This is a genomic window from Mesorhizobium sp. M0904, from assembly GCF_040319475.1.
Taxonomy (GTDB): Bacteria; Pseudomonadota; Alphaproteobacteria; order Rhizobiales; family Rhizobiaceae; genus Mesorhizobium.
Genome location: NZ_JAMYOC010000001.1, coordinates 20710 through 40534, shown reverse-complemented (window position 1 = coordinate 40534; position 19825 = coordinate 20710). Strand labels below are relative to the sequence as shown.

At 62.6% G+C, this 19825-nt stretch carries 17 protein-coding genes and 1 pseudogene; 8 read left to right on the top strand and 10 right to left on the bottom strand.

Features of this window, described 5'->3' with window-relative positions:
• Positions 1-3: 3 nt before the first annotated feature.
• From NKH80_RS00230 to NKH80_RS00220, 3 genes are all read right to left on the bottom strand, one after another.
• A complete protein-coding gene (locus NKH80_RS00230; RefSeq protein WP_254820743.1) occupies positions 4-528 on the bottom strand; it encodes a DUF4142 domain-containing protein in 525 nt (174 codons plus the stop codon).
• Positions 529-632: 104 nt separating this feature from the next.
• Complete coding sequence (locus NKH80_RS00225; protein WP_352508880.1) at positions 633-1304, bottom strand: RNA polymerase sigma factor; 672 nt, start codon at positions 1302-1304, stop codon at positions 633-635.
• A 245-nt stretch (positions 1305-1549) separates the two neighbouring features.
• A complete protein-coding gene (locus NKH80_RS00220; protein WP_352649731.1) occupies positions 1550-2719 on the bottom strand; it encodes a cystathionine beta-lyase in 1170 nt (389 codons plus the stop codon).
• 427 nt (positions 2720-3146) lie between these two features.
• Between NKH80_RS00220 and NKH80_RS00215 the strand changes: the two genes are divergently transcribed.
• The 5 genes from NKH80_RS00215 (at position 3147) to NKH80_RS00195 (ending at position 9582) form a co-directional block, all read left to right on the top strand.
• A complete protein-coding gene (locus tag NKH80_RS00215; protein WP_352649730.1) occupies positions 3147-4175 on the top strand; it encodes an amino acid ABC transporter substrate-binding protein in 1029 nt (342 codons plus the stop codon).
• 63 nt (positions 4176-4238) lie between these two features.
• The gene (locus tag NKH80_RS00210) at positions 4239-5426 is read left to right on the top strand and encodes an amino acid ABC transporter permease (RefSeq protein WP_352753267.1); all 1188 of its coding nucleotides are present in this window, start codon (positions 4239-4241) and stop codon (positions 5424-5426) included.
• Positions 5427-5430: 4 nt separating this feature from the next.
• A complete protein-coding gene (locus tag NKH80_RS00205; protein WP_352824008.1) occupies positions 5431-6588 on the top strand; it encodes an amino acid ABC transporter permease in 1158 nt (385 codons plus the stop codon).
• Between the two features lie 69 nt (positions 6589-6657).
• Positions 6658-7407, top strand: coding sequence for an amino acid ABC transporter ATP-binding protein (locus NKH80_RS00200; RefSeq protein WP_031212005.1), 750 nt, complete (start codon positions 6658-6660; stop codon positions 7405-7407).
• 258 nt (positions 7408-7665) lie between these two features.
• Positions 7666-9582, top strand: a complete 1917-nt coding sequence (locus NKH80_RS00195) for a multicopper oxidase domain-containing protein (RefSeq protein ID WP_352740304.1) — start codon at positions 7666-7668, stop codon at positions 9580-9582.
• Positions 9583-9676: 94 nt separating this feature from the next.
• Here the strand turns inward: NKH80_RS00195 and NKH80_RS00190 are convergent.
• A pseudogene (locus NKH80_RS00190) lies at positions 9677-10630 on the bottom strand (cation diffusion facilitator family transporter); the annotation flags it as partial.
• A 5-nt stretch (positions 10631-10635) separates the two neighbouring features.
• Positions 10636-10899: a metal-sensing transcriptional repressor gene (locus tag NKH80_RS00185; protein ID WP_023719742.1), complete on the bottom strand. Its 264-nt coding sequence runs from the start codon at positions 10897-10899 to the stop codon at positions 10636-10638.
• Between the two features lie 104 nt (positions 10900-11003).
• Between NKH80_RS00185 and NKH80_RS00180 the strand changes: the two genes are divergently transcribed.
• Complete coding sequence (locus tag NKH80_RS00180) at positions 11004-11675, top strand: TIGR02117 family protein (RefSeq protein WP_352508875.1); 672 nt, start codon at positions 11004-11006, stop codon at positions 11673-11675.
• Between the two features lie 15 nt (positions 11676-11690).
• Here the strand turns inward: NKH80_RS00180 and NKH80_RS00175 are convergent, their stop codons facing one another.
• Together NKH80_RS00175 and NKH80_RS00170 are read right to left on the bottom strand one after the other, a co-directional pair.
• Positions 11691-12923, bottom strand: a complete 1233-nt coding sequence (locus tag NKH80_RS00175; protein ID WP_352508874.1) for an FAD-dependent monooxygenase — start codon at positions 12921-12923, stop codon at positions 11691-11693.
• Between the two features lie 19 nt (positions 12924-12942).
• A complete protein-coding gene (locus NKH80_RS00170; protein WP_254820632.1) occupies positions 12943-13188 on the bottom strand; it encodes a zinc-finger domain-containing protein in 246 nt (81 codons plus the stop codon).
• Between the two features lie 149 nt (positions 13189-13337).
• Between NKH80_RS00170 and NKH80_RS00165 the strand changes: the two genes are divergently transcribed.
• Positions 13338-15539 carry an RNA degradosome polyphosphate kinase gene (locus tag NKH80_RS00165; protein WP_352988930.1) on the top strand — a complete coding sequence of 734 codons (2202 nt, stop codon included), beginning with the start codon at positions 13338-13340 and terminating at the stop codon, positions 15537-15539.
• Positions 15539-17071 carry an exopolyphosphatase gene (gene ppx / locus NKH80_RS00160; RefSeq protein WP_352988928.1) on the top strand — a complete coding sequence of 511 codons (1533 nt, stop codon included), beginning with the start codon at positions 15539-15541 and terminating at the stop codon, positions 17069-17071. The genes NKH80_RS00165 and ppx overlap by 1 nt, the downstream gene beginning before the upstream one ends.
• Positions 17072-17242: 171 nt before the next feature.
• Here the strand turns inward: ppx and NKH80_RS00155 are convergent, their stop codons facing one another.
• From NKH80_RS00155 to fumC, 3 genes are all read right to left on the bottom strand, one after another.
• Entirely contained in the window at positions 17243-17656 is a 414-nt protein-coding gene (locus NKH80_RS00155; protein WP_352508872.1) for a DoxX family protein, read from the bottom strand.
• 118 nt (positions 17657-17774) lie between these two features.
• Positions 17775-18209, bottom strand: coding sequence for a DoxX family protein (locus NKH80_RS00150; RefSeq protein ID WP_352988925.1), 435 nt, complete (start codon positions 18207-18209; stop codon positions 17775-17777).
• 160 nt (positions 18210-18369) lie between these two features.
• Positions 18370-19767 carry a class II fumarate hydratase gene (fumC, locus tag NKH80_RS00145; protein ID WP_352988922.1) on the bottom strand — a complete coding sequence of 466 codons (1398 nt, stop codon included), beginning with the start codon at positions 19765-19767 and terminating at the stop codon, positions 18370-18372.
• Between the last annotated feature and the right edge of the window lie 58 nt (positions 19768-19825).

Below are 19825 nucleotides of genomic sequence, written 5' to 3'. Positions count from 1 at the left end.
TCCTCACTTCAGCATGCCGGCGACGTGTTCGGCGTGCTGTTCGTGGCCCTGGAATATTTTCAGGCCGGTTTCCAGCAGGCTCTTCAGCTCGGCATTGCTGGCGGACGGGATCAGCAGAGTTTCGAGCGCGCCATTGACCTGCTTGTGGTAGGCCACCTCGCTGGCGACATAGGCCTTGTCGAACGCTGCGCCCTTGAGCTTGGCAAGCTTGGCACGTTCCTCGGCCGCCGCCTTGGTCAGCGCTTTGCTGGTCGGATTATCCTCAGGCGTGACCTTGAGCTTCTTGACCAGGTCGAGAGCCTGTTTGTTGACCGCCTCGTGATCTCGCACCATGTCCTTGGCGAAATCCACGACCTCCTTGTTTTTCGATTTCTTCAGCGCCTGCTTGGCCGCCTCGACGTCAAGCACGCCCGCTGTGTAGGCGATATGTGCGATCTGCGGGTCGGTCGGTTTGTCGGCAGCTTGCGACGAGGGCGCTGCGCCAAGCAGGAAAATTGCGGCCAGTGCCGTGGTCGATCGAATAAACATGATGCTCTCCTTCGCCCCGACGCGGAACTGCATCGGGCTTCGTTTTCAGTGATGCTCATTGGATGCAGGTCACGGGAAAACGTTCCCGCGAAAATCGCCGCGGCCTATCCGGAAAGACCAAGCCGCTGCATCACGGCATTGGTCAGCCGTTCGCAGCGCCGGCCCGCGAACGGAAAGGCGTCGAGCAGCACCGGGCCGATCTGGTCGTCCAGCGCCTTGCGCACCAGCGCGCGGGCGCGGTGCAGCCGCGTCTTGATGGTTTCTGGTCGCACGCCAAGCAGTTCGGCGGTCTCCTCGATGCTCAATCCCTCGATGACGCGCGCCACGAACACGATCCGGTAGACATCGGGCAGACTGTCGGTTGCCCGTTCGACAAGCTCAAGGATCTGCCGTTGCGCCATCGTCCGCTCCGGATCGTCGCTCGGGTTGAGGGGAAACCGGATGATTTCGGCTTGCGGGTTTTCAGGCATCGCTACCATTCGCCGCCTTTTGCGCAAGCGGCCGAGGGCTTCGTTGATGACGATACGCGACAGCCATGTGGCGAGCGAGGCATCGCCGCGAAAGGACTCGAGATGGGCAAAGGCGCTGACATACGCCTCCTGGACGATGTCCTCGGCCTCGCTGTCGTTCCGCACAACACCGCGGGCGATGCGGTAGAGCCTTTGGTTGTGCGTCTTGATGATGGTGCGAAATGCATCGCCATCACGTGCCAGCGCGCGGCCGACAAGCTGCATATCGCCGGAAGCGGCGGGCGTTGCCGTCAACGCAGCAGGCATGGCCGATCTCCTGATAGGCTTCTCATCGCGACATTGGATGCATCGGCCGACAAAAGGTTCCCGACCGATCCCGCCGGCCAACCTCGATCCGTTTCAAGGACTGGCAGAGACTATTCTACCGCCTTCACCACACTGCCGCCCCTGTTTTGTAGAGTCGACCGATCGGTCGCCGTGATATCGCTCAGGATCGCAATTTTTCCAGGCTGTTACGCCGATTTTCTGACTCAGTCTGGAATGGTGCTGGCTCAGGCATCAGCGGCCGCCGCCAGCCCGCGCGCCAGGTCGGCCTTCAAATCCTCGACATCCTCGAGCCCGATCTGCAGGCGCACCAGCGGCCCGTCATACGGGCCCTTGGCGATTGTGCGGTCGCCAAGGAATACCGGCACGGCAAGGCTCTCATAGCCGCCCCAGGAATAGCCGAGGCCGAAAAACTTCAACGCGTCGAGGAAGGCGTGCTGCTGCTTCTGTCCGCCGCCCGCGAGAACGATCGAGAAGATGCCGCTCGATCCGCAAAAATCTCGCTTCCACATAGCGTGGTCGGGATGACTGGGCAGCCCCGGATGCAGCACCTGCGCTACGCCGGGCTGATCCTCCAGCCAGCCGGCGAGGGAAAGCGCGCTCTTTTGATGATGCTCCAGCCGCACGCCCATCGTGCGCAGGCCGCGCAGCACCTGGTAGACGTCGTCCGGTCCGGCGCAGCAGCCCATCGTGTTGAACGTCTCGCAAAGCTGATTCCAGCAAGCTGCATTGGCCGACACCGTGCCGAGCAGCACGTCGGAATGGCCGGCCGGGTATTTCGTCGCCGCGTGGATCGAGATGTCGACGCCGTGGTCGAGCGGGCGGAAGTAGAGCGGCGTCGCCCAGGTGTTGTCCATCATGACGATGGCGCCGGCGGCATGTGCTGCCTTGGCGATGGCCGGTATGTCCTGCACCTCGAAAGTGTTGGAGGCCGGCGATTCGGTGAACACCACCTTGGTGTTGGGCTTGATCAGCGCCGCGATGCCGGCGCCGATGCGCGGTTCGTAATACTCGACCTCGATGCCCAGCCGCTTCAGCATCGTGTCGGCGAAGTTGCGGGTCGGATGATAAACGGAATCGACGATCAGCAGATGATCGCCGGCCGACAGGAAGGCGAGCAGCGGCAGCGTCACCGCCGCCAGGCCGGACGGTACCGCGACCGTGCCTGCCGAACCTTCCAGCGCATCGATCGCGCTGTTCAGCGCATCGGTGGTTGGCGTGCCGCGCGTGCCGTAGGTGTATCTCTGGCTGCGTGAAGCCATCGCCGCCGCATTGGGATAGAGCACGGTCGAGGCATGCACCACCGGCGGATTGACGAAGCCGAAATAGTCATGCGGGTTGTTGCCGGAATGGGCGAGCCGCGTGTTGACGCCCATCTCGCTGCCGTCTTTTGCCATTGCTTTTCGTCCCATGGGTTGGTCGTTAGCCATAGTGCGGCGGCATTGGCCGCGCAACCGCACCGCCCTCGCCAGGCCAAGGTCTTGAATATGCCAATTCAGCAATGCGCCGTAGATCCTCTGAACGGCTGCCAGGTGCGCTTGGCAAGTCACGGTCGGACTTTGCCGGCTTAATTGGCGCGCTGACCAATTTGCGAGCGCGTTTGTCTGCAATTCAGGCATTTCAGGCGGTTGGTTTTCAAAGTCTTTCGGATTTGGTCATTTCCCTTGACCTCACAGGAATAATCGCCTTCGATGTTGTTCGTGAATGGGAGGCAGCGCGTCGGTTACGATGCGCGATTCCGGTGATGGGCCGGGATTACATAGCTGCGTTCACACGGGAAAAAGTCAGGTTCGCCTGGAAAAAACAGAAAAGGGTCTGTGGGTCATGAAACACATTGCAATCGGCGTTTTGGGCGCCGCCGCGTTTGGATTCGCGGCTTCGGCTGCGTCGGCGAGCACGCTCGACGACGTCAAGGCGAAAGGCTTCATCCAGTGCGGCACCAATACGGGTCTTGCTGGCTTCGCGGCGCCTGACGACAAGGGTGAATGGAAAGGCATCGATGTGGATTTCTGCCGCGCCGTGGCGGCCGCCGTCTTCGGCGATGGCAGCAAAGTCAAGTTCACGCCGCTCAGTGCCAAGGAGCGGTTCACCGCGCTGCAGTCGGGCGAGGTCGACATCCTGTCGCGCAACACCACCTGGACCATCAACCGCGACACGGCGCTTGGCCTGAACTTCGTCGGCGTCACCTATTATGACGGTCAGGGCTTCATGATCAACGCCAAGAAGCTTCCGGGCGTGAATTCGGCACTGCAGCTTTCGGGCGCGGCGGTGTGTGTGCAGAGCGGCACCACGACCGAGCTCAACCTTGCCGACTATTTCAAGTCGAACAAGATGGAGTACAACCCCGTCGTCTTCGAAAAGCTGGATGAGGTTAACGCCGCCTATGACGCCGGCCGCTGCGACGTCTACACCACCGACCAGTCGGGTCTCTACGGCATTCGCCTGACGCTCAGCTCGCCGGCCGACCACGTCGTGCTGCCCGAGATCATCTCCAAGGAACCGCTTGGGCCGGCCGTGCGCCAGGGCGACGACCAGTGGTACCACATCGTCAAGTGGACCTATTTCGCGCTGCTCAACGCCGAGGAACTGGGCATCACCCAGGCCAATGTTGACGAGATGAAGAACTCGGACAATCCCGAGATCAAGCGCGTGCTCGGCCAGGAAGCCGACACCAAGATCGGCACCGATCTCGGCGTCTCCAATGACTGGGTCGTCAACATCGTCAAAGCCGTCGGCAATTACGGCGAGATGTTCGAACGCAATGTCGGCTCCGGCAGCCCGCTGAAGATCGCCCGCGGCATCAACGCGCTGTGGACCAAGGGTGGCCTGCAGTACGCTCCGCCGATCCGCTGATCGAAAATGGATCCGGAAGGCAGATCGTCTGCCTTCCGGTCTCTCTTTCCAGGGGACTGTCGAATGGCATCGCAGGAAGTTCTTCGCGAGGAGCCAAGCCGCGGTTCCTTCATCAATGATCCGCGCGTCCGCGGCATATTCTTTCAAGCGCTGGTCCTCGTCCTGCTGGTAGCGGGTGTCTGGTGGGTTACCCACAACGTCATCGCCAATTTGACGCGGCTGCACATCGCTTCCGGCTTCGGCTTTCTCAAGGGCCGCGCCGGTTTCGACATCAGCGAAAGCGCCATCGCTTATTCATCGGATTCGACCTATTTCCGTGCCATCCTGGTCGGCTTTATCAACACCGTGATCGTGGCCGTCGTCGGCATCATCACCGCCACCATCATCGGTTTCATCGTCGGCATCGGCCGGCTGTCGCATAACTGGCTGATCAGGAAGATCTGCACCGTTTATGTCGAGGTGTTCCGCAACATCCCCCCGCTGCTGGTCATCTTCTTCTGGTATTCCGGCGTGCTCGCCGTGCTGCCGCCGCCGCGCGAGAGCATCAATCTGCCGTTCGGCTCCTTCCTCAACCAGCGCGGCTTCTATTTTCCCCGCGCAATATTGGGCGAGGGCTCCTGGCTGATCCTGGTCGCACTGCTCCTCGGCATCGCCATGGCCTGGTTCGTGGCCCGCAAGGCGCGGCAGCGGCAGATGGCGACGGGACAGCCATTCCCGGTGTTCTGGACATCCATAGCGTTGATTGTCGGCCTGCCGCTGCTGGCCTACGCGCTGAGCGGCTTTCCGCTGAGCTTCGAATTTCCAAAGCAGTCGACCTTCAATCTCGTCGGTGGTTTTCAGGTCAGGCCCGAGTTCCTGTCCCTCTATCTGGCGTTGTCCTGCTATACGGCCGCCTTTATCGCCGAAATCGTGCGCGCCGGCATCAGGGGCGTCAGCGCAGGCCAGACCGAGGCGGCCGCGGCACTCGGGCTGCGCTCGGGATCGATCCTCAGGCTTGTCGTCGTGCCGCAGGCGATGCGCATCGTTATTCCGCCGCTGACTAGCCAGTATCTCAACCTGACCAAGAATTCCTCGCTCGCCATCGCCATCGGCTATCCGGACCTGACAGCGACTGCCGGCACGGTCTTGAACCAGACCGGGCAGGCGGTTGAAGGCGTGGTGATCATGATGGCTGTCTATCTCGCGCTCAGCCTGATCACGTCGGCGATTATGAACGTCGTGAACGCCAGGATGGCGCTGGTGGAGAGGTAGGGACATGCAGGAACACGACATGTCCTGGGTGCGGACGGAGATGGCGCTGGCCCAACCGGCGCCATCGAGCGAGCGTGGCCTCACCGCCTGGGTCCGCAAGAATCTGATCGCATCGACCGGCGACGCCATCCTGACCATCATCGGCATCGTGCTGGTTGCCATGATCCTGCCGCAGATCGTCAATTGGGCTTTCATCAACGCCCAGTGGACGGGACCGGACCGCACGGTCTGCGCCACCGTGGCGCAGGGCGGCATCCAGCCGGACGGCTGGACCGGGGCCTGCTGGGCCTTCGTCAACGCCAAGTTCGGCCAGTTCATGTTCGGCCGCTATCCTCTGGAAGGGCGTTGGCGCCCGATCCTGGTGGCCATCCTGTTCGTGGCGCTGCTGGTGCCGCTGCTCATTCCGCGCGTACCGCGCAAGGGGCTGAACGCCATTCTTCTCTTTTTCGTACTGCCGGTCGTCGCCTTCGTTCTGCTGGTCGGCGGCATGTTCGGCCTGCCCTATGTCGAAACCCCGCTCTGGGGTGGACTGCTGGTGACACTCAGCCTGTCCTTCGTCGGCATAGCCGTGTCGCTGCCGGTCGGCATCGTGCTGGCGCTCGGCCGGCGCTCGAACATGCCGATCGTCAAGCTGCTGTGCGTGATCTTCATCGAGACGGTACGCGGCATCCCGCTGATTACGGTGCTGTTCTTTGCCAGCGTGATGCTGCCGCTGTTCCTGCCGGCCGGCGTCAGCTTCGACAAGTTCCTGCGCGCGCTGATCGGCGTGTCGCTGTTTGCCGCCGCCTACATGGCCGAAGTGGTGCGCGGCGGCCTGCAGGCGATCCCCAAAGGCCAGTATGAGGGCGCCGATTCGCTCGGCCTCAGCTACTGGCAGAAGATAGGTCTGGTCGTCATGCCGCAGGCGCTGAAGCTGGTCATTCCCGGCATCGTCAACACCTTCATCGGCATGTTCAAGGACACCAGCCTGGTCATCGTCATCTCGATGTTCGACCTCCTCGGCATCGTCAAGCAGAACTTCTCCGACGCCAGTTGGGCGACGCCGCAGACGGCCAGATCCGGCCTGGTGTTCGCGGCTTTCATCTTCTGGCTGTTCTGCTTCGGCATGTCGCGCTATTCAATGTACACGGAACGCCGTCTCGACACCGGCCACAAACGCTAAAAAGGGGACCTTGTCATGGCCATAGAAAACGCCGTCAGCGCGGAAGAGATCAAGGTCAATGCCGCCAAGATGCACATTTCCACCACCGATGTCGCCATCGACATCATCGCCATGCACAAATGGTACGGCGAATTCCATGTGCTGAAGGACATCAATCTAAAGGTGATGCGCGGCGAGCGGATCGTCATCTGCGGCCCGTCGGGTTCCGGCAAATCGACGATGATCCGCTGCATCAACCGGCTGGAGGAACACCAGAAGGGCAAAATCATCGTCGACGGCAAGGAACTGACCAACGATCTGAAGAAGATCGACGAGGTGCGCCGCGAGGTTGGCATGGTGTTCCAGCACTTCAACCTGTTCCCGCATCTGACCATTCTGGAGAATTGCACGCTGGCGCCGATCTGGGTGCGCAAGATGCCGCGCAAACAGGCCGAGGAAATCGCCATGCATTTCCTCAAGCGCGTCAAGATCCCGGAACAGGCCAACAAATATCCCGGCCAGCTTTCCGGCGGCCAGCAACAGCGCGTGGCGATCGCCCGCTCGCTGTGCATGAACCCGCGGATCATGCTGTTCGACGAGCCGACCTCGGCTCTCGATCCGGAAATGATCAAGGAAGTGCTGGAGACGATGGTCGGGCTGGCGGAGGAAGGCATGACCATGCTCTGCGTCACCCACGAGATGGGCTTTGCGCGCAAAGTCGCCAACCGGGTGATCTTCATGGACCAAGGCCAGATCGTCGAGCAGAACACGCCGGCCGAGTTCTTCGACCACCCGCGCCACGAGCGCACGAAACTGTTCCTGTCGCAGATCCTGCATTGATCCTGTACGCCGGGTTCGGGACAAGAGCGGCGGATCAAGCCTCTCTGTCTCGCTCGGCTCCGAGCATATTCGACGAGCGCTGACCTTGCGTTGCGCGAGAAGATAGCAAGCGTGCTTCAGGTCGTTCGAGTGGTCACGTTGCAACCTGGTAACTAAGGCCGGCGCGGATCATAAGCGCGCTGGCTGCGTTCATTGCCATTGGGAGTTGTATAGCGAGCCGCGTGGGCGCGTGCGGCGGCAGGTCACGGGTTCATCCTGATGCTCATCCAACCGATCGATTATTTCCTCGTCGTCTGGTTCGCGCTGGCGCTGGCTTCGACGCTTTATGTCGGCTTCGACCAATATCGCAACAATCCCGAGCCGGTGGTGATGAAATGGGGCTTCATTCTGGTCACCCTCTATATGGGTCCGCTCGGCTTGCTGCTCTACGTGCTCGCCGACAAGGAGCCCCGGCCCGGCGAGCATGAACTCTTCACCCGGCCGCTCTGGAAGCAGGGCGTCGGCTCCACCATCCACTGCGTCGCCGGCGATGCCACCGGCATCATTCTTGCCGCCGCCGTCACGGCGGCGCTCGGCCTGCCGATGTGGATCGACCTGATTGTCGAATATCTGGCCGGCTTTGCCTTCGGCCTGTTCATCTTCCAATCGCTGTTCATGAAATCGATGATGGGCGGCACCTATTGGGAGAACGTGCGCAAGAGCTTCCTGCCCGAGTTCATCTCCATGAACTTCATGATGGCCGGCATGGCACCGGTCATGAGCTTCCTGATGATGGGCCGCGACATGCGCGCGATGGAACCGACGGAGCTGTTGTTCTGGGGCGTGATGTCGATCGGCGTCATCGCCGGCTTTGCGCTTGCCTACCCGGCCAATGTCTGGCTGGTCGCCCGGGGGCTGAAGCATGGGCTGATGACGCAGCGCGCGCAGGCAGCCGGCATCGATGGCCGGGAGCAGCCTGCCACGAGGCAACATGCGCAGATGCAAATGCAGCAGGCCGACGCCAGCGGCCATCGCGGGCAGCGCCACGATATGGCTTCCCACAAAGGCAAAGGCGGCGGCCATCACATGGAGACAGATGCCACGACGCCGCAGGTCGCTGCCCTAGGTGCCGTCTCCCTGCTGGCGCTCGGCATCGGCATGATCGCGCCGGCGAACTGGCTGAACCTGACGCTGTCGGCACGCGACGTCGGCGGGGTGATCATGCCGCGAGGCATGATCATGGATCGCGACACGCCGGCCGACGCAATGCGCGACATGGCCGCCACCGATCCGCGCCTCGTGGCCGCCTCTTATGGTCTGTCGACAAGGGGTGACCAGGACCTGCCGTTTCGAGTTGAGAAAGGCGTCAAGGTATTCGAGCTCAGGCCTTCAGTGGTCCGCTGGCAGATCCTGCCGGACGTTGCGGTCGACGCCTATGCCTATAACGGCCAGATTCCTGGTCCGCGAATTCACGTTCGCCAGGGCGATCGGGTCAGGATCAACGTCACCAACGGCCTGCCTGAGGAAACGACCATCCATTGGCACGGGATGATCTTGCCGAACCAGATGGATGGACCGGCCGAGATCACGCAGGCGCCGATCGAGCCCGGGCAATCCTATTCATACGAATTCACCGCAACCCAGCACGGAACCTATTTCTATCACCCACATGCCAAGCCGGACCGAACCCAGGCGCTCGGCCTCTACGGTGCGCTGATCATCGATCCCGCCAATCCCGCCGACGAGGTCGCGGCCGACCAGGATTACGTCATCGAGCTTCAGGAATGGCTGGTGCGAGAAGGGCTGACCTACCCGTCGATGCCGATGGACGGCGGCATGCCGAATTTCTTCACCATCAACGGCAAGGCCTATCCCTCGACCGAGACGATCCCGATGAAGGTTGGCGAGACGCTCAAGGTGCGGCTCATCGGCACCAACAACGGCTTCATCCATCCGATGCATATCCATGGCGGACCGTTCGAGGTCGTTGCCCGCGACGGCGAAACGATCCCTGCCCCCGGTCGTTTCCTTGCCGATACGGTCAATGTCGGGCCGGGTCAGCGCTACGACGTGATCTGGAAGGCGCAGCGTCCGGGCAAATGGCTGATCCATTGCCACATCCCGCATCACACCACGAACAACAATGTCGAGGAGAAGGGCGGCGGCGGGCTGATGGTCGTCATCGATGTCACCTGACCGTAGCCGTCTAAAAGGGACCTTCAGTGCTCGTGGCCGTGGTTTTCGTCATGCACGTCTCGTGAGGGTGAGGATGGTCGTTCTCTCCACGTTCGGTTGAAAACCGCACATTCGCCGTAGCCAAGGCCGGCATATGCTGGGACAGTTCGTCCTTCAGCGCCGCCGCGATGTTATTCGCTTCCGACAGCGGCAGGGTTTCGTCTGCGGCAATTGCGATGTCGGCGTGCAATCTATGACCGATCCAGCGCGCCTTGGCATCGACAATGCGTGCGCCCGGAACGTGCTCGGCGGCATGTCGGATTTCATCCATCACACCGGGTTCGATTCCATCCAGCACGCGGGTCAGCACCGAGCGGGCCGATTGCCAGACGATACCGAAGATCGCAATCGTGATCAGCAGGCCGACAATCGGGTCGGCCAAGGAAAAGCCAAGCCAGACGCCGGTGGCTCCGATGACCACGGCAAGGCTGGTAAGTCCGTCGGTGCGGGCGTGATAGCCGTCGGCAATCAGTGCCGCGCTGTTGATTTCGCGGCCGACGCGGATACGGAACACGGCAACCGCCTCGTTGCCGAGGAAGCCGACAATGCCCGCCGCCGCCAGCCAGCCCAGGTGCGTCACCGCTTGTGGATTGATCAGCCTGTCGATGGCTTGGTAGGCGGCGACTACAGCGCTGAACAGGATGATGAGCACGATGATGATGCCGGCCAGATCCTCGACCCGGCCCAAGCCATAGGTGAAGGTCCGCGACGGCTTGCGCCGCGCCAGCACGAACGCAATCCATAGCGGGATCGCCGTGGTCGCATCGCCGATGTTATGGATCGTATCGGCCAGCAATGCCACGCTCCCCGACAGCACAACCACGACCATCTGCAATGCTGCGGTGATCGCCAGGATCACGAACGACCATTTGATTGCCCAGATGCCCCGATCGGTGGTGGCAATTGTCGCATCGATGACGCCATGGCTGTGGCCGTGCGGACCGTGATCGCCGTGATGATGTGCGGCGTGCGAGCCGAACCCGAGCCATTCCAGAATGCGGGCTACGATGGCATTCATAGATATTTCGCCAGCTGCTTGAGTTCCGCCAGCGAGTTGCCGCCGGTTTCGACGCTGTCCGTCAGGCAATGCTCGATGTGATCATTGATCAGCTCGCGCTTGGCGCTGCTGATGGCCCGTTCGACGGCATGAAGCTGCTGCGCCAGATCAACGCAAGGGCGATGCGCCTCGATCATCGCCAGCACCGCCGCGAGGTGGCCTTGCGCGCGCTTCAGGCGCTTTATGATGGAAGGATGCGAAGCGTGGAGGTGATCTGACATGCCTCTGCATATCCTCCCGGGGAGGATACGCGTCAAGCGCTAAGTCAGCTGTGCAATTTCCGGAGAGGCTTCACCTTGAACATTGCTTGGCCTATGCCTTCCCCATGAAGAAGCTTGCTCGTTTTCTCGACCTGCTGGTCGTTGCAGCAGTCCTTGCGGTGGCGCTGGGCACGCTGCTGCCGCGCCCGCTCTGGCCGGCGGCCGCTGCCGATCCGATCGGCGCAAGCCACCGCATCGTGGTGCTGAAAAATCCGATCCACACCGACATCGCCATCCCGGTCGACGACGATGTGCGCCGGCGCTTCCACTTCCTGGTCGATGCCGGCATTCCGGCCGACATGGCGGAGGTCCGCTACATCGTCTTCGGCTGGGGCGGCCGCGCCTTCTATCTCGAGACGCCGACCTGGTCGGAACTGAAGGCAGTGCCGGTGATGAAGGCGCTGACCGTCGATGCCTCGGTGATGCATGTCGACATTTCAGGCGAAATCGCCGAGCCGCATCCCGACGTCGCCGGCTTCGACGTAAGTGAGGAACGCTTTGCGGCGCTGCTCGATTTCATTGCAGCGAGTTTTCAGCAGGGACCGAACGGGGCCATGCCGATCGAGGATGCGGCCTACTCCCGTTTCGATCGTTTCTTCGAAGCCAATGGCCATTTCAACGCGCTGGTCGGCTGCAACACCTGGGCGGCGGCGGCACTGCGCACCGCCGGCCTGCGCACCGGCTGGTGGAACCCGCTGCCGGCCTCGCTTAGCCTGTCGATGCGGCTTTACAATTGACAAGGCTCCGATGACTTAGGACCGCCGAGCGTCCGCCCGCCAGCCATAGAGCCAGTCCAGATCAGCGGCGAGTTTTTCGGGTGAGCGCATCGCCAGGAACAGGTTGCGGGCCATCGCCACCGGCCCGGCCGCATGCCAGGCGAGGCGGTTGAGGGCGCCGCGGCGGGCGACCTGGGATACGCGCGGCCGCCGCGCCTGTTCCCAGGCGACAAGCGCGCTGCTGAGGTCGGCAGGCGAGCTGGCAACGAAACCGGCAAGGGTTACCGTGTCTTCGATCGCCATCGCCGCTCCCTGTGCGGCAAACGGCGTCATCGCATGCGCCGCATCGCCAATCAGCGCTATGCCCTCCGGCGTCGTCCACCGCCGCTGCTCGACGGTATGGATCGGCCATGCCGTCCATGGCGCGGCCTCGCTCGCCAGACGGACCAGCGCCGGCGCGGTACCGCGCATGGCGTTGGCGAGGATGGCGGGGTCGGCATGCCCCGACCAGTTCTCGGCGATGCGCTCGCCCTTGGTGAAGGCCGCGAGGTTGAAGACCGCGCCACGGCTGACCGGATAGGCGACCATATGGAAGCCTGGATAGAGGAATGCGGTAACGCAATCGGGCGCTCCGATCACCCTGAAGGCTTGTCCGGCGAGGCTGTCCGCGGCCACCGTTGCGCGCCAGGCAAGCTCGCCCGAGAAGCGGCTTCTCCGGAAATCGGCCGCCTTGCGGGCGAGCGTTTCTCGCACCGACGACCAGACGCCATCGGCTCCGACCAGCAACGATCCTTCGGCTTCGATGGTCGTGCCGGCAATCTCGACTGTTGCGGTGATGCCATTCGGTCCGGTTGCGACGCCGCCGACGCGGGCACCAGTGACAAGCTCGACCTCGGAGCGCTCGGCTATCCGCGCCATCAGCGCTGACTGCAGGTCGGCGCGGTGGGCGACGAGATAGGGTGCTCCCCAGCGCGTTTCAGCCGCCTGGCCAAGCGGTACGCGCGCCAGCTCGCGCAGCGTGACGGCATCCTTCAGCACGACCGCCTCCGGCCGCACCGCCGTCGGCAGCAGCCGATCGAGTAGGCCGAATTGTCGAAGGATGCATGTCGCGTTGGGTGAAAGCTGGATGCCGGCACCGGCAGCCTCGAGGTGCTGCGCCTGTTCGAACAGTTTTGTCCGATAGCCGCGCTCGGCGAAGGCCAGTGCCACGGTCAGTCCGGCGACGCCCGCCCCGGCGATGACCACCTGCCGGGACTGCGTTTCTCGCATCAGGCTTGTCGCGGAAGAATCAGGCGGCCTGGTCGATATAGAGGCAGCCCGGCGGCTGCGTTTCCAATGCCTTCAGCTTGGGCGAATAGCGATAGAGCGTCGAGCAATAGGGGCAGACTTTTTCATTGTCGTCGCCCATATCGAGAAATACATGCGGGTGGTCGAAAGGCGGATTGGCGCCGGTGCACATGAATTCCTTGACGCCGATGTCGATTGCCGGATAGCCCGCATCGTTCTGGAAATGGGGAATGGAACCGCCTGCCATCGTCGTCTCCTGATCTTGTCGATTGCATCTGGATCATAACCCATCTCTTTGCAAGATCGATGAAATGAAACTGTCGCAAAAGCCTGTCAGAGGATAAGTTAAGCCGGTTAAGGCTGTGGTCGTCGAACGGTGTGGGAAGAGCGGAAACCATGAACGAACTGAAGCCGGTGCAGAGCGAATTCATCACCGTCGAGGCGGCGAGCCGCGAAGGCGGCAACCCCGACCGCTTCGTCAACCGCGAGTTTTCCTGGCTGCAATTCAACCGGCGCGTGCTCGAAGAATCGCTGAACGCCAATCATCCGCTGCTCGAGCGCGTTCGCTTCCTGTCGATATCGGCAGCCAATCTCGACGAGTTCTTCATGGTCCGCGTCGCCGGTCTTGCCGGCCAGGTGCGCGAGGGCATCGTGCTGAAGAGCCCGGATGGGCGCACTCCCGAGCAGCAGCTCGAACAATTGCTGCGCGAGGTCGAGCGCCTGCAGGAGGACCAGCAGAACAGCCTTTCGGCGCTGATGCTGCTGCTCGACAAACAAGGCATCGAAAGCATCACCCGCGATGCGCTGACCAAGGACGAGAAGACCTGGCTCGAGGACCATTTCCAGGAGCAGGTATTTCCGGTCCTGACCCCGCTGTCGATCGACCCGGCGCATCCGTTCCCGTTCATTCCCAACCTCGGTTTCTCGATGGCGCTGCAATTGCGCCACCGCAAGAACGGCGAGGAAATGAGCGCGCTTTTGCGCCTGCCGGTGGCGCTGAGGCGCTTCATCCGTTTGCCGGATCGCAAGCATCATGTCCGCTTCATTCCACTCGAAGAGGCGGTCAGTCTCTATATCGGCAAGCTGTTTCCCGGCTATGAGGTCAAGGGCTCCGGCACGTTCCGCATTATCCGCGACAGCGATATCGAGGTCGAGGAAGAATCAGAGGATCTGGTGCGGCTGTTCGAGACGGCGCTGAAGCGGCGACGCCGCGGCTCGGTCATCCGCATTGAGTTCGACAGGTCGATGCCGGCCGAATTGCGCGATTTCGTCGCCGGCGAGCTCGGCGTCTCGGCCAGCCGGATCAGCGTGCTCACCGGTCCGCTGGCGCTCAGCCAGATCTCGGAGTTCGTCGCCGTCGCCCGCGACGATCTGAAGTTCACGCCTTACAATCCGCGCTTTCCCGAGCGCATCCGCGAGCATGGCGGCGACTGTTTTGCCGCGATCCGCGAGAAGGACATCATCGTCCACCACCCTTACGAATCCTTCGACGTGGTGGTGCAGTTTCTGCGCCAGGCAATGGCCGACCCGGAAGTGGTGGCGATCAAGCAGACGCTCTACCGCACCTCCAACGACAGCCCGATCGTACGGGCTTTGGTCGATGCGGCGGAAGCCGGCAAGTCGGTGACGGCGCTGGTCGAGCTCAAGGCGCGCTTCGACGAGGAGGCCAACATCCGCTGGGCGCGCGACCTCGAGCGCGCCGGCGTCCAGGTCGTCTTCGGCTTTCTCGAACTGAAGACCCACGCAAAGATGTCGCTGGTCGTGCGGCGCGAGGACGGCAGGCTGCGCAATTACGTGCATCTCGGCACCGGCAACTACCACCCAGTCACCGCCCGCATCTACACCGATCTGTCCTTCTTCACCACCGACCCGACAATCGCGCGCGATGTCGCCCAGTTGTTCAACTTCATCACCGGCTATGCCGAGCCGGCCGAGCAGATGCGGCTGGCCATCTCGCCGTTCACGCTGCGCGACCGCATCCTCCAGCACATTTCGGATGAGATCAGCCACGCGCTGGAGGGCAGACCGGCCCGCATCTGGATGAAGATGAACGCCTTGGTCGACCCGATCGTCATCGACGCGCTCTACGATGCCAGCCGCGCCGGCGTTGAGATCGATCTCGTCGTGCGCGGCATCTGCTGCCTGAGACCGCAGGTGCCCGGCCTGTCGGAGAACATCAGGGTGAAGTCGATCGTCGGCCGCTTCCTCGAGCACAGCCGCATCTATTGCTTCGGCAACGGCCACGGCCTGCCCTCGGACGGGGCGATCGTCTACATCTCCTCGGCCGATCTGATGCCGCGCAATCTCGACCGCCGCGTCGAGACCATGGTGCCGATCACCAATCCAACTGTGCATGAGCAGGTGCTCGGCCAGATCATGCTCGGCAACATCATGGACAACCAGCAAAGTTTCGACGTATTGGCTGACGGAACCTCCCGGCGCGTCGTGCTGGAAGAGGGCGAGGAACCGTTCAACGCGCAGGAATATTTCATGACCAATCCGAGCCTGTCCGGACGGGGCGATGCGTTGAAGTCGCATGCGCCCAAGCGCATCGCGCAGTTCAAACGCCGCAAGAAACAGAACGCAGCGACGGGCTGATGATTTCAGCGTCCCAGGGCCGGCTCCAGGACCGCCGACCGCTGTCCATCATCGATATCGGGTCGAACTCGATCCGTCTTGTGATCTATGAGGGGCTGGCGCGCTCGCCGACCTTGCTGTTCAACGAAAAGATGCTGGCCGGCCTCGGCCGCGGCATCGTTTCGACCGGAAAGCTCGATCCCGAGGCGGTGACGCGTTCGATGGAAGAGTTCCGCCGCTTCCGCGCGCTCTCCGACCAGGCCGGCGCCGAGCGCATGTATGTGCTGGCGACCGCCGCCGCTCGTGAGGCGGTCAACGGCCCCGACTTCATCCACCGCGCCGAGGATGTGCTTAGGACCGAGATCCAGGTGCTGAGCGGTCGCGAGGAAGCTCATTATTCGGCACTCGGCGTCATCTCCGGTTTCCATCCGGCCAACGGCATCGCCGGCGACCTTGGCGGCGGCAGCCTCGAACTGATCGATATCGACGGTGAGACGATCGGTGACGGCATCACGCTGCCGTTGGGCGGCTTGCGCCTGCAGGACATGGCGAAGAACTCGCTGGCCCAGGCGGCAAGGATCACGCGCGAGCAACTGGCGCGGGCGAAATTGCTGAAGGGCGGGCAGGGCAGGGCCTTCTACACGGTCGGCGGCACCTGGCGAAACCTCGCCCGGCTTCACATGGAAATGACCAACTACCCGCTCGGCGTCATGCACCACTACGAGATCGGCATCGAAAGCGCCGCGAACTTCCTCCGGCAGGTCGCCAAAGCCGAGATCGACAAGATCAAAGGCATCGAGGGCATCTCCAAGAACCGCCGCTCGCTGCTGCCCTATGGCGCCATCGTGCTGCAGGAGATCATGGCGGCGATGCAGCCGTCGAAGATCATCGTGTCGGCGCTGGGCGTGCGCGAGGGCTTTCTCTATTCGCTGCTCGACAAGGCCGAGCAGAAGGCCGATCCGCTGATCTCGGCTGCGGAAGAGCTTGCCCGCCTGCGCTCGCGCTCGGTCGACCACGCGCATGAGCTTGTCGAATGGACCGGCAAGGCATTCGCCGCCTTCGGCATCGACGAGACCAGGGATGAGGCGCGCTACCGCCACGCCGCCTGCCTGCTCGCCGATATCGGCTGGCGTGCCCATCCCGAATATCGCGGCAAGCAATCGCTCAACATCATCGCTCACGCCTCGTTTATTGGCGTCGACCATCCCGGCCGCGCCTTCCTGGCGCTTGTCAGCCTGTTTCGCCACGAGGGCGTGTTCAATGAAGCCGCTCCGGAAATCCGCGGGCTGGCGACACCGCGCTATCTCGAGCGCGCCCGCGTGCTGGCCGCGCTGCTGCGCGTCGTCTATTTGCTGAGCGCGGCAATGCCCGGCGTCATGCCGCGACTGAAATGGGAAAACCGCGGCAATGGCGTGCTGGCGCTGGTGCTGCCGGCAGCGCTGGCCGATCTTTACGGCGAGCGGCCGGCTGGCCGGCTGGCACAACTGGCAAGGGTCACCAACCGCCGGCTGGTGCTGGCGGTCGAGGGCGGGCCTGGCATGTCTGTCAAATAGACGCCCGCGCTGTCGCGTCGCGACCGTTGAGGAAAGAAGGAAAACGCCGTGAAATCCAGGCAGGTTCTGCAGCTGTTGGTTGCCGGGATCTTCGTCCTCTTCGCTGGCCCGTCAATGTGAGCCGTCTCGCAAAGTTCGTTTTTCTGAACACCGAATAAACCGGGCGGCAGCTTAGGCGCTCGCTGCAACCAGCCGCCCGTCGGCCGACCAGGCGCCCGCACCAGCCATTGCCAGCGCCAGGAAACCGCCTGCTATGGCGATGTCCTTCATCAGCATCTGTGAATGCATGAAGGTCAGCGTCGGATCGTCGCCGCCCTGGCCATAATGACCGAGGAAGCCCGCCGCGATGCAGAAGGCAGCGAGCAGCAGCGCCACGACCGGCGTCTTGAAGCCGACGAGGATGAGCAGCCCGGCGATCAACTCGAACAGGCCTGTCGCCCAAGCCACCAGCGTCGGCAGCGGCAGGCCGAGGCCGGCGAAATAGCCTGATGTGCCCGCGATGTCGGCAAGCGCATGGAAGCCGGACGGCACGAACAGCGCGGCGAGCAGCAGCCGGGAAAGCAAGAGCAGCGCATTGCGAGGCATGGTCTCCTCCGATATCGGCGACCGATCCTAGCAGAGTTCCAGCCAGCGGATATGAACCGACAACGAAAAAGGGGCGCGGAAAATTCCGCGCCCCTTTGTTCAGGAACGCTGGACTGCTTCAGCCGCGCTTGGCGTCGATCGAATACGCGCCTGGGCCCGAGGAGGCGAGCACGAGGAAGCCGCCGGCAATGCCGAGGTTCTTCATGAAATTGATCATCTGCATCTGATCGGCCCAGCCGGTGTGGGCGACCAGCGCGGTGGCGACGGTGAAGATCGCCATTACCCAGCCGACGATCCTGGTCTGGAAGCCGACGAGGATGGCCAGGCCGCCAAGCAGTTCGATAAGGCCGACGACAATGGCGGTCACCATCGGCAGCGGCAGGCCAAGGCTGCCGAAATAGCCGGCGGTGCCGGCAATCGCCGTCAGCTTGCCGAAACCGGAAAGCAGGAAGATGACAGAAAGTAGGAGGCGGCCGAGCAGGATCGTGCCCGAGGCGCCGGCGGCGGTGCCGGAACGGGCAAACGAAGCGTTGGTGGACGTGTTGGTGGACATGCGTAACTCTCCAGAAGGGGTTTGGCCAAACGGCTTGGGATACCCGCCTAGTTAGCGCAGGTCGACTGTTCACCAAAGACGTCAGATTGGTTACGGATTGTTCACCCAGGTAACGTTTTCGCGATGAACATGGGTGTTGTGATCCAGGCATATCAACACCCTAGCCCGGATGCGTCATGTCCTCCGGCCGCACCAGCCGCTCATAGTCGGCTTCGCTAACCAGCCCGGTGGCCAGTGCTTCCTCGCGCAGCGTGGTGCCGTTCTTGTGCGCCGCCTTGGCGATCTTGGCGGCGTTGTCGTAGCCGATCGTCGGCGCAAGCGCCGTCACCAGCATCAGCGAACGGTCGAGCGCGGCCTTGATGTTGTCTTCGCGGGCCTCGATGCCGATGACGCAATTGTCGGCGAAGGACACCGAAGCGTCGGCCAGCAGTTGTACCGATTGCAGGAAACAATAGGCCATCAGCGGATTGTAGACGTTGAGCTCGAAATGGCCCTGACTGCCGGCGAAGCTGATCGCCGCATTGTTGCCGAACACCTGTACGCAAACCTGTGTCATCGCCTCGCATTGGGTCGGATTGACCTTGCCAGGCATGATCGACGAACCCGGTTCGTTTTCCGGCAGCGACAGTTCGCCGAGGCCCGAACGCGGGCCGGAGCCGAGCAGGCGGATGTCGTTGGCGATCTTGAACAGCGCCGCCGCGCAGGCATTGATGGCGCCGTGAGAGAACACCATGGAATCATGGGCGGCCAGCGCCTCGAACTTGTTCGGCGCAGTGACGAAATCGATGCCGGTGACCGCGGCGATGCGCGCCGCCACCTTTTCGGCAAAGCCGACCGGAGCGTTGAGACCGGTGCCGACCGCGGTGCCGCCCTGTGCCAGCTCCTGCAGGCCGGGCAGGGTCATTTCGATGCGCTTGATCGACGAGGCGACCTGCGCCGCATAGCCGGAGAACTCCTGGCCGAGCGTCAGCGGCGTCGCGTCCTGCGTGTGGGTGCGGCCGATCTTGACGATGTGGGCGAAAGCCCTGGTCTTGGCGTCGAGTGCCGCATGCAAATGTCTCAGCGCCGGCAGCAGGTCGTGAATGATGCGCTCGGCGCAGGCGATGTGCATGGCCGTCGGATAGGTGTCGTTCGACGACTGGCTCATGTTGACGTGGTCATTGGGATGCACCGGCTTCTTCGACCCCATGACGCCGCCCAAAAGCTCGATCGCGCGGTTGGAAATCACCTCATTGGCGTTCATGTTGGACTGGGTGCCCGAGCCGGTTTGCCAGACGACCAGCGGGAAATGGTCGTTCAGCTTGCCGTCGATGACCTCCTGGGAGGCCTCGATAATGGCCTTGCCGATCGCCGGATCGAGCCGCTTCAGCTCCATATTGGCTTCGGCGGCCGCCCGCTTGACGATGCCCAGCGCCCGCACGATCGAAGCCGGCTGTTTCTCCCAGCCGATCTTGAAATTGGCCAGCGAACGCTGCGCCTGCGCGCCCCAATAGCGGTCGGCGGCGACCTCTATGGGACCGAACGTGTCGGTTTCGGTTCTGGTCTCTGGCGCGCTCACGAAGTCTCTCCGGTTTGCAATTTGCAAACGGCGTATCGCGTTGCACAAACGCCTTCAA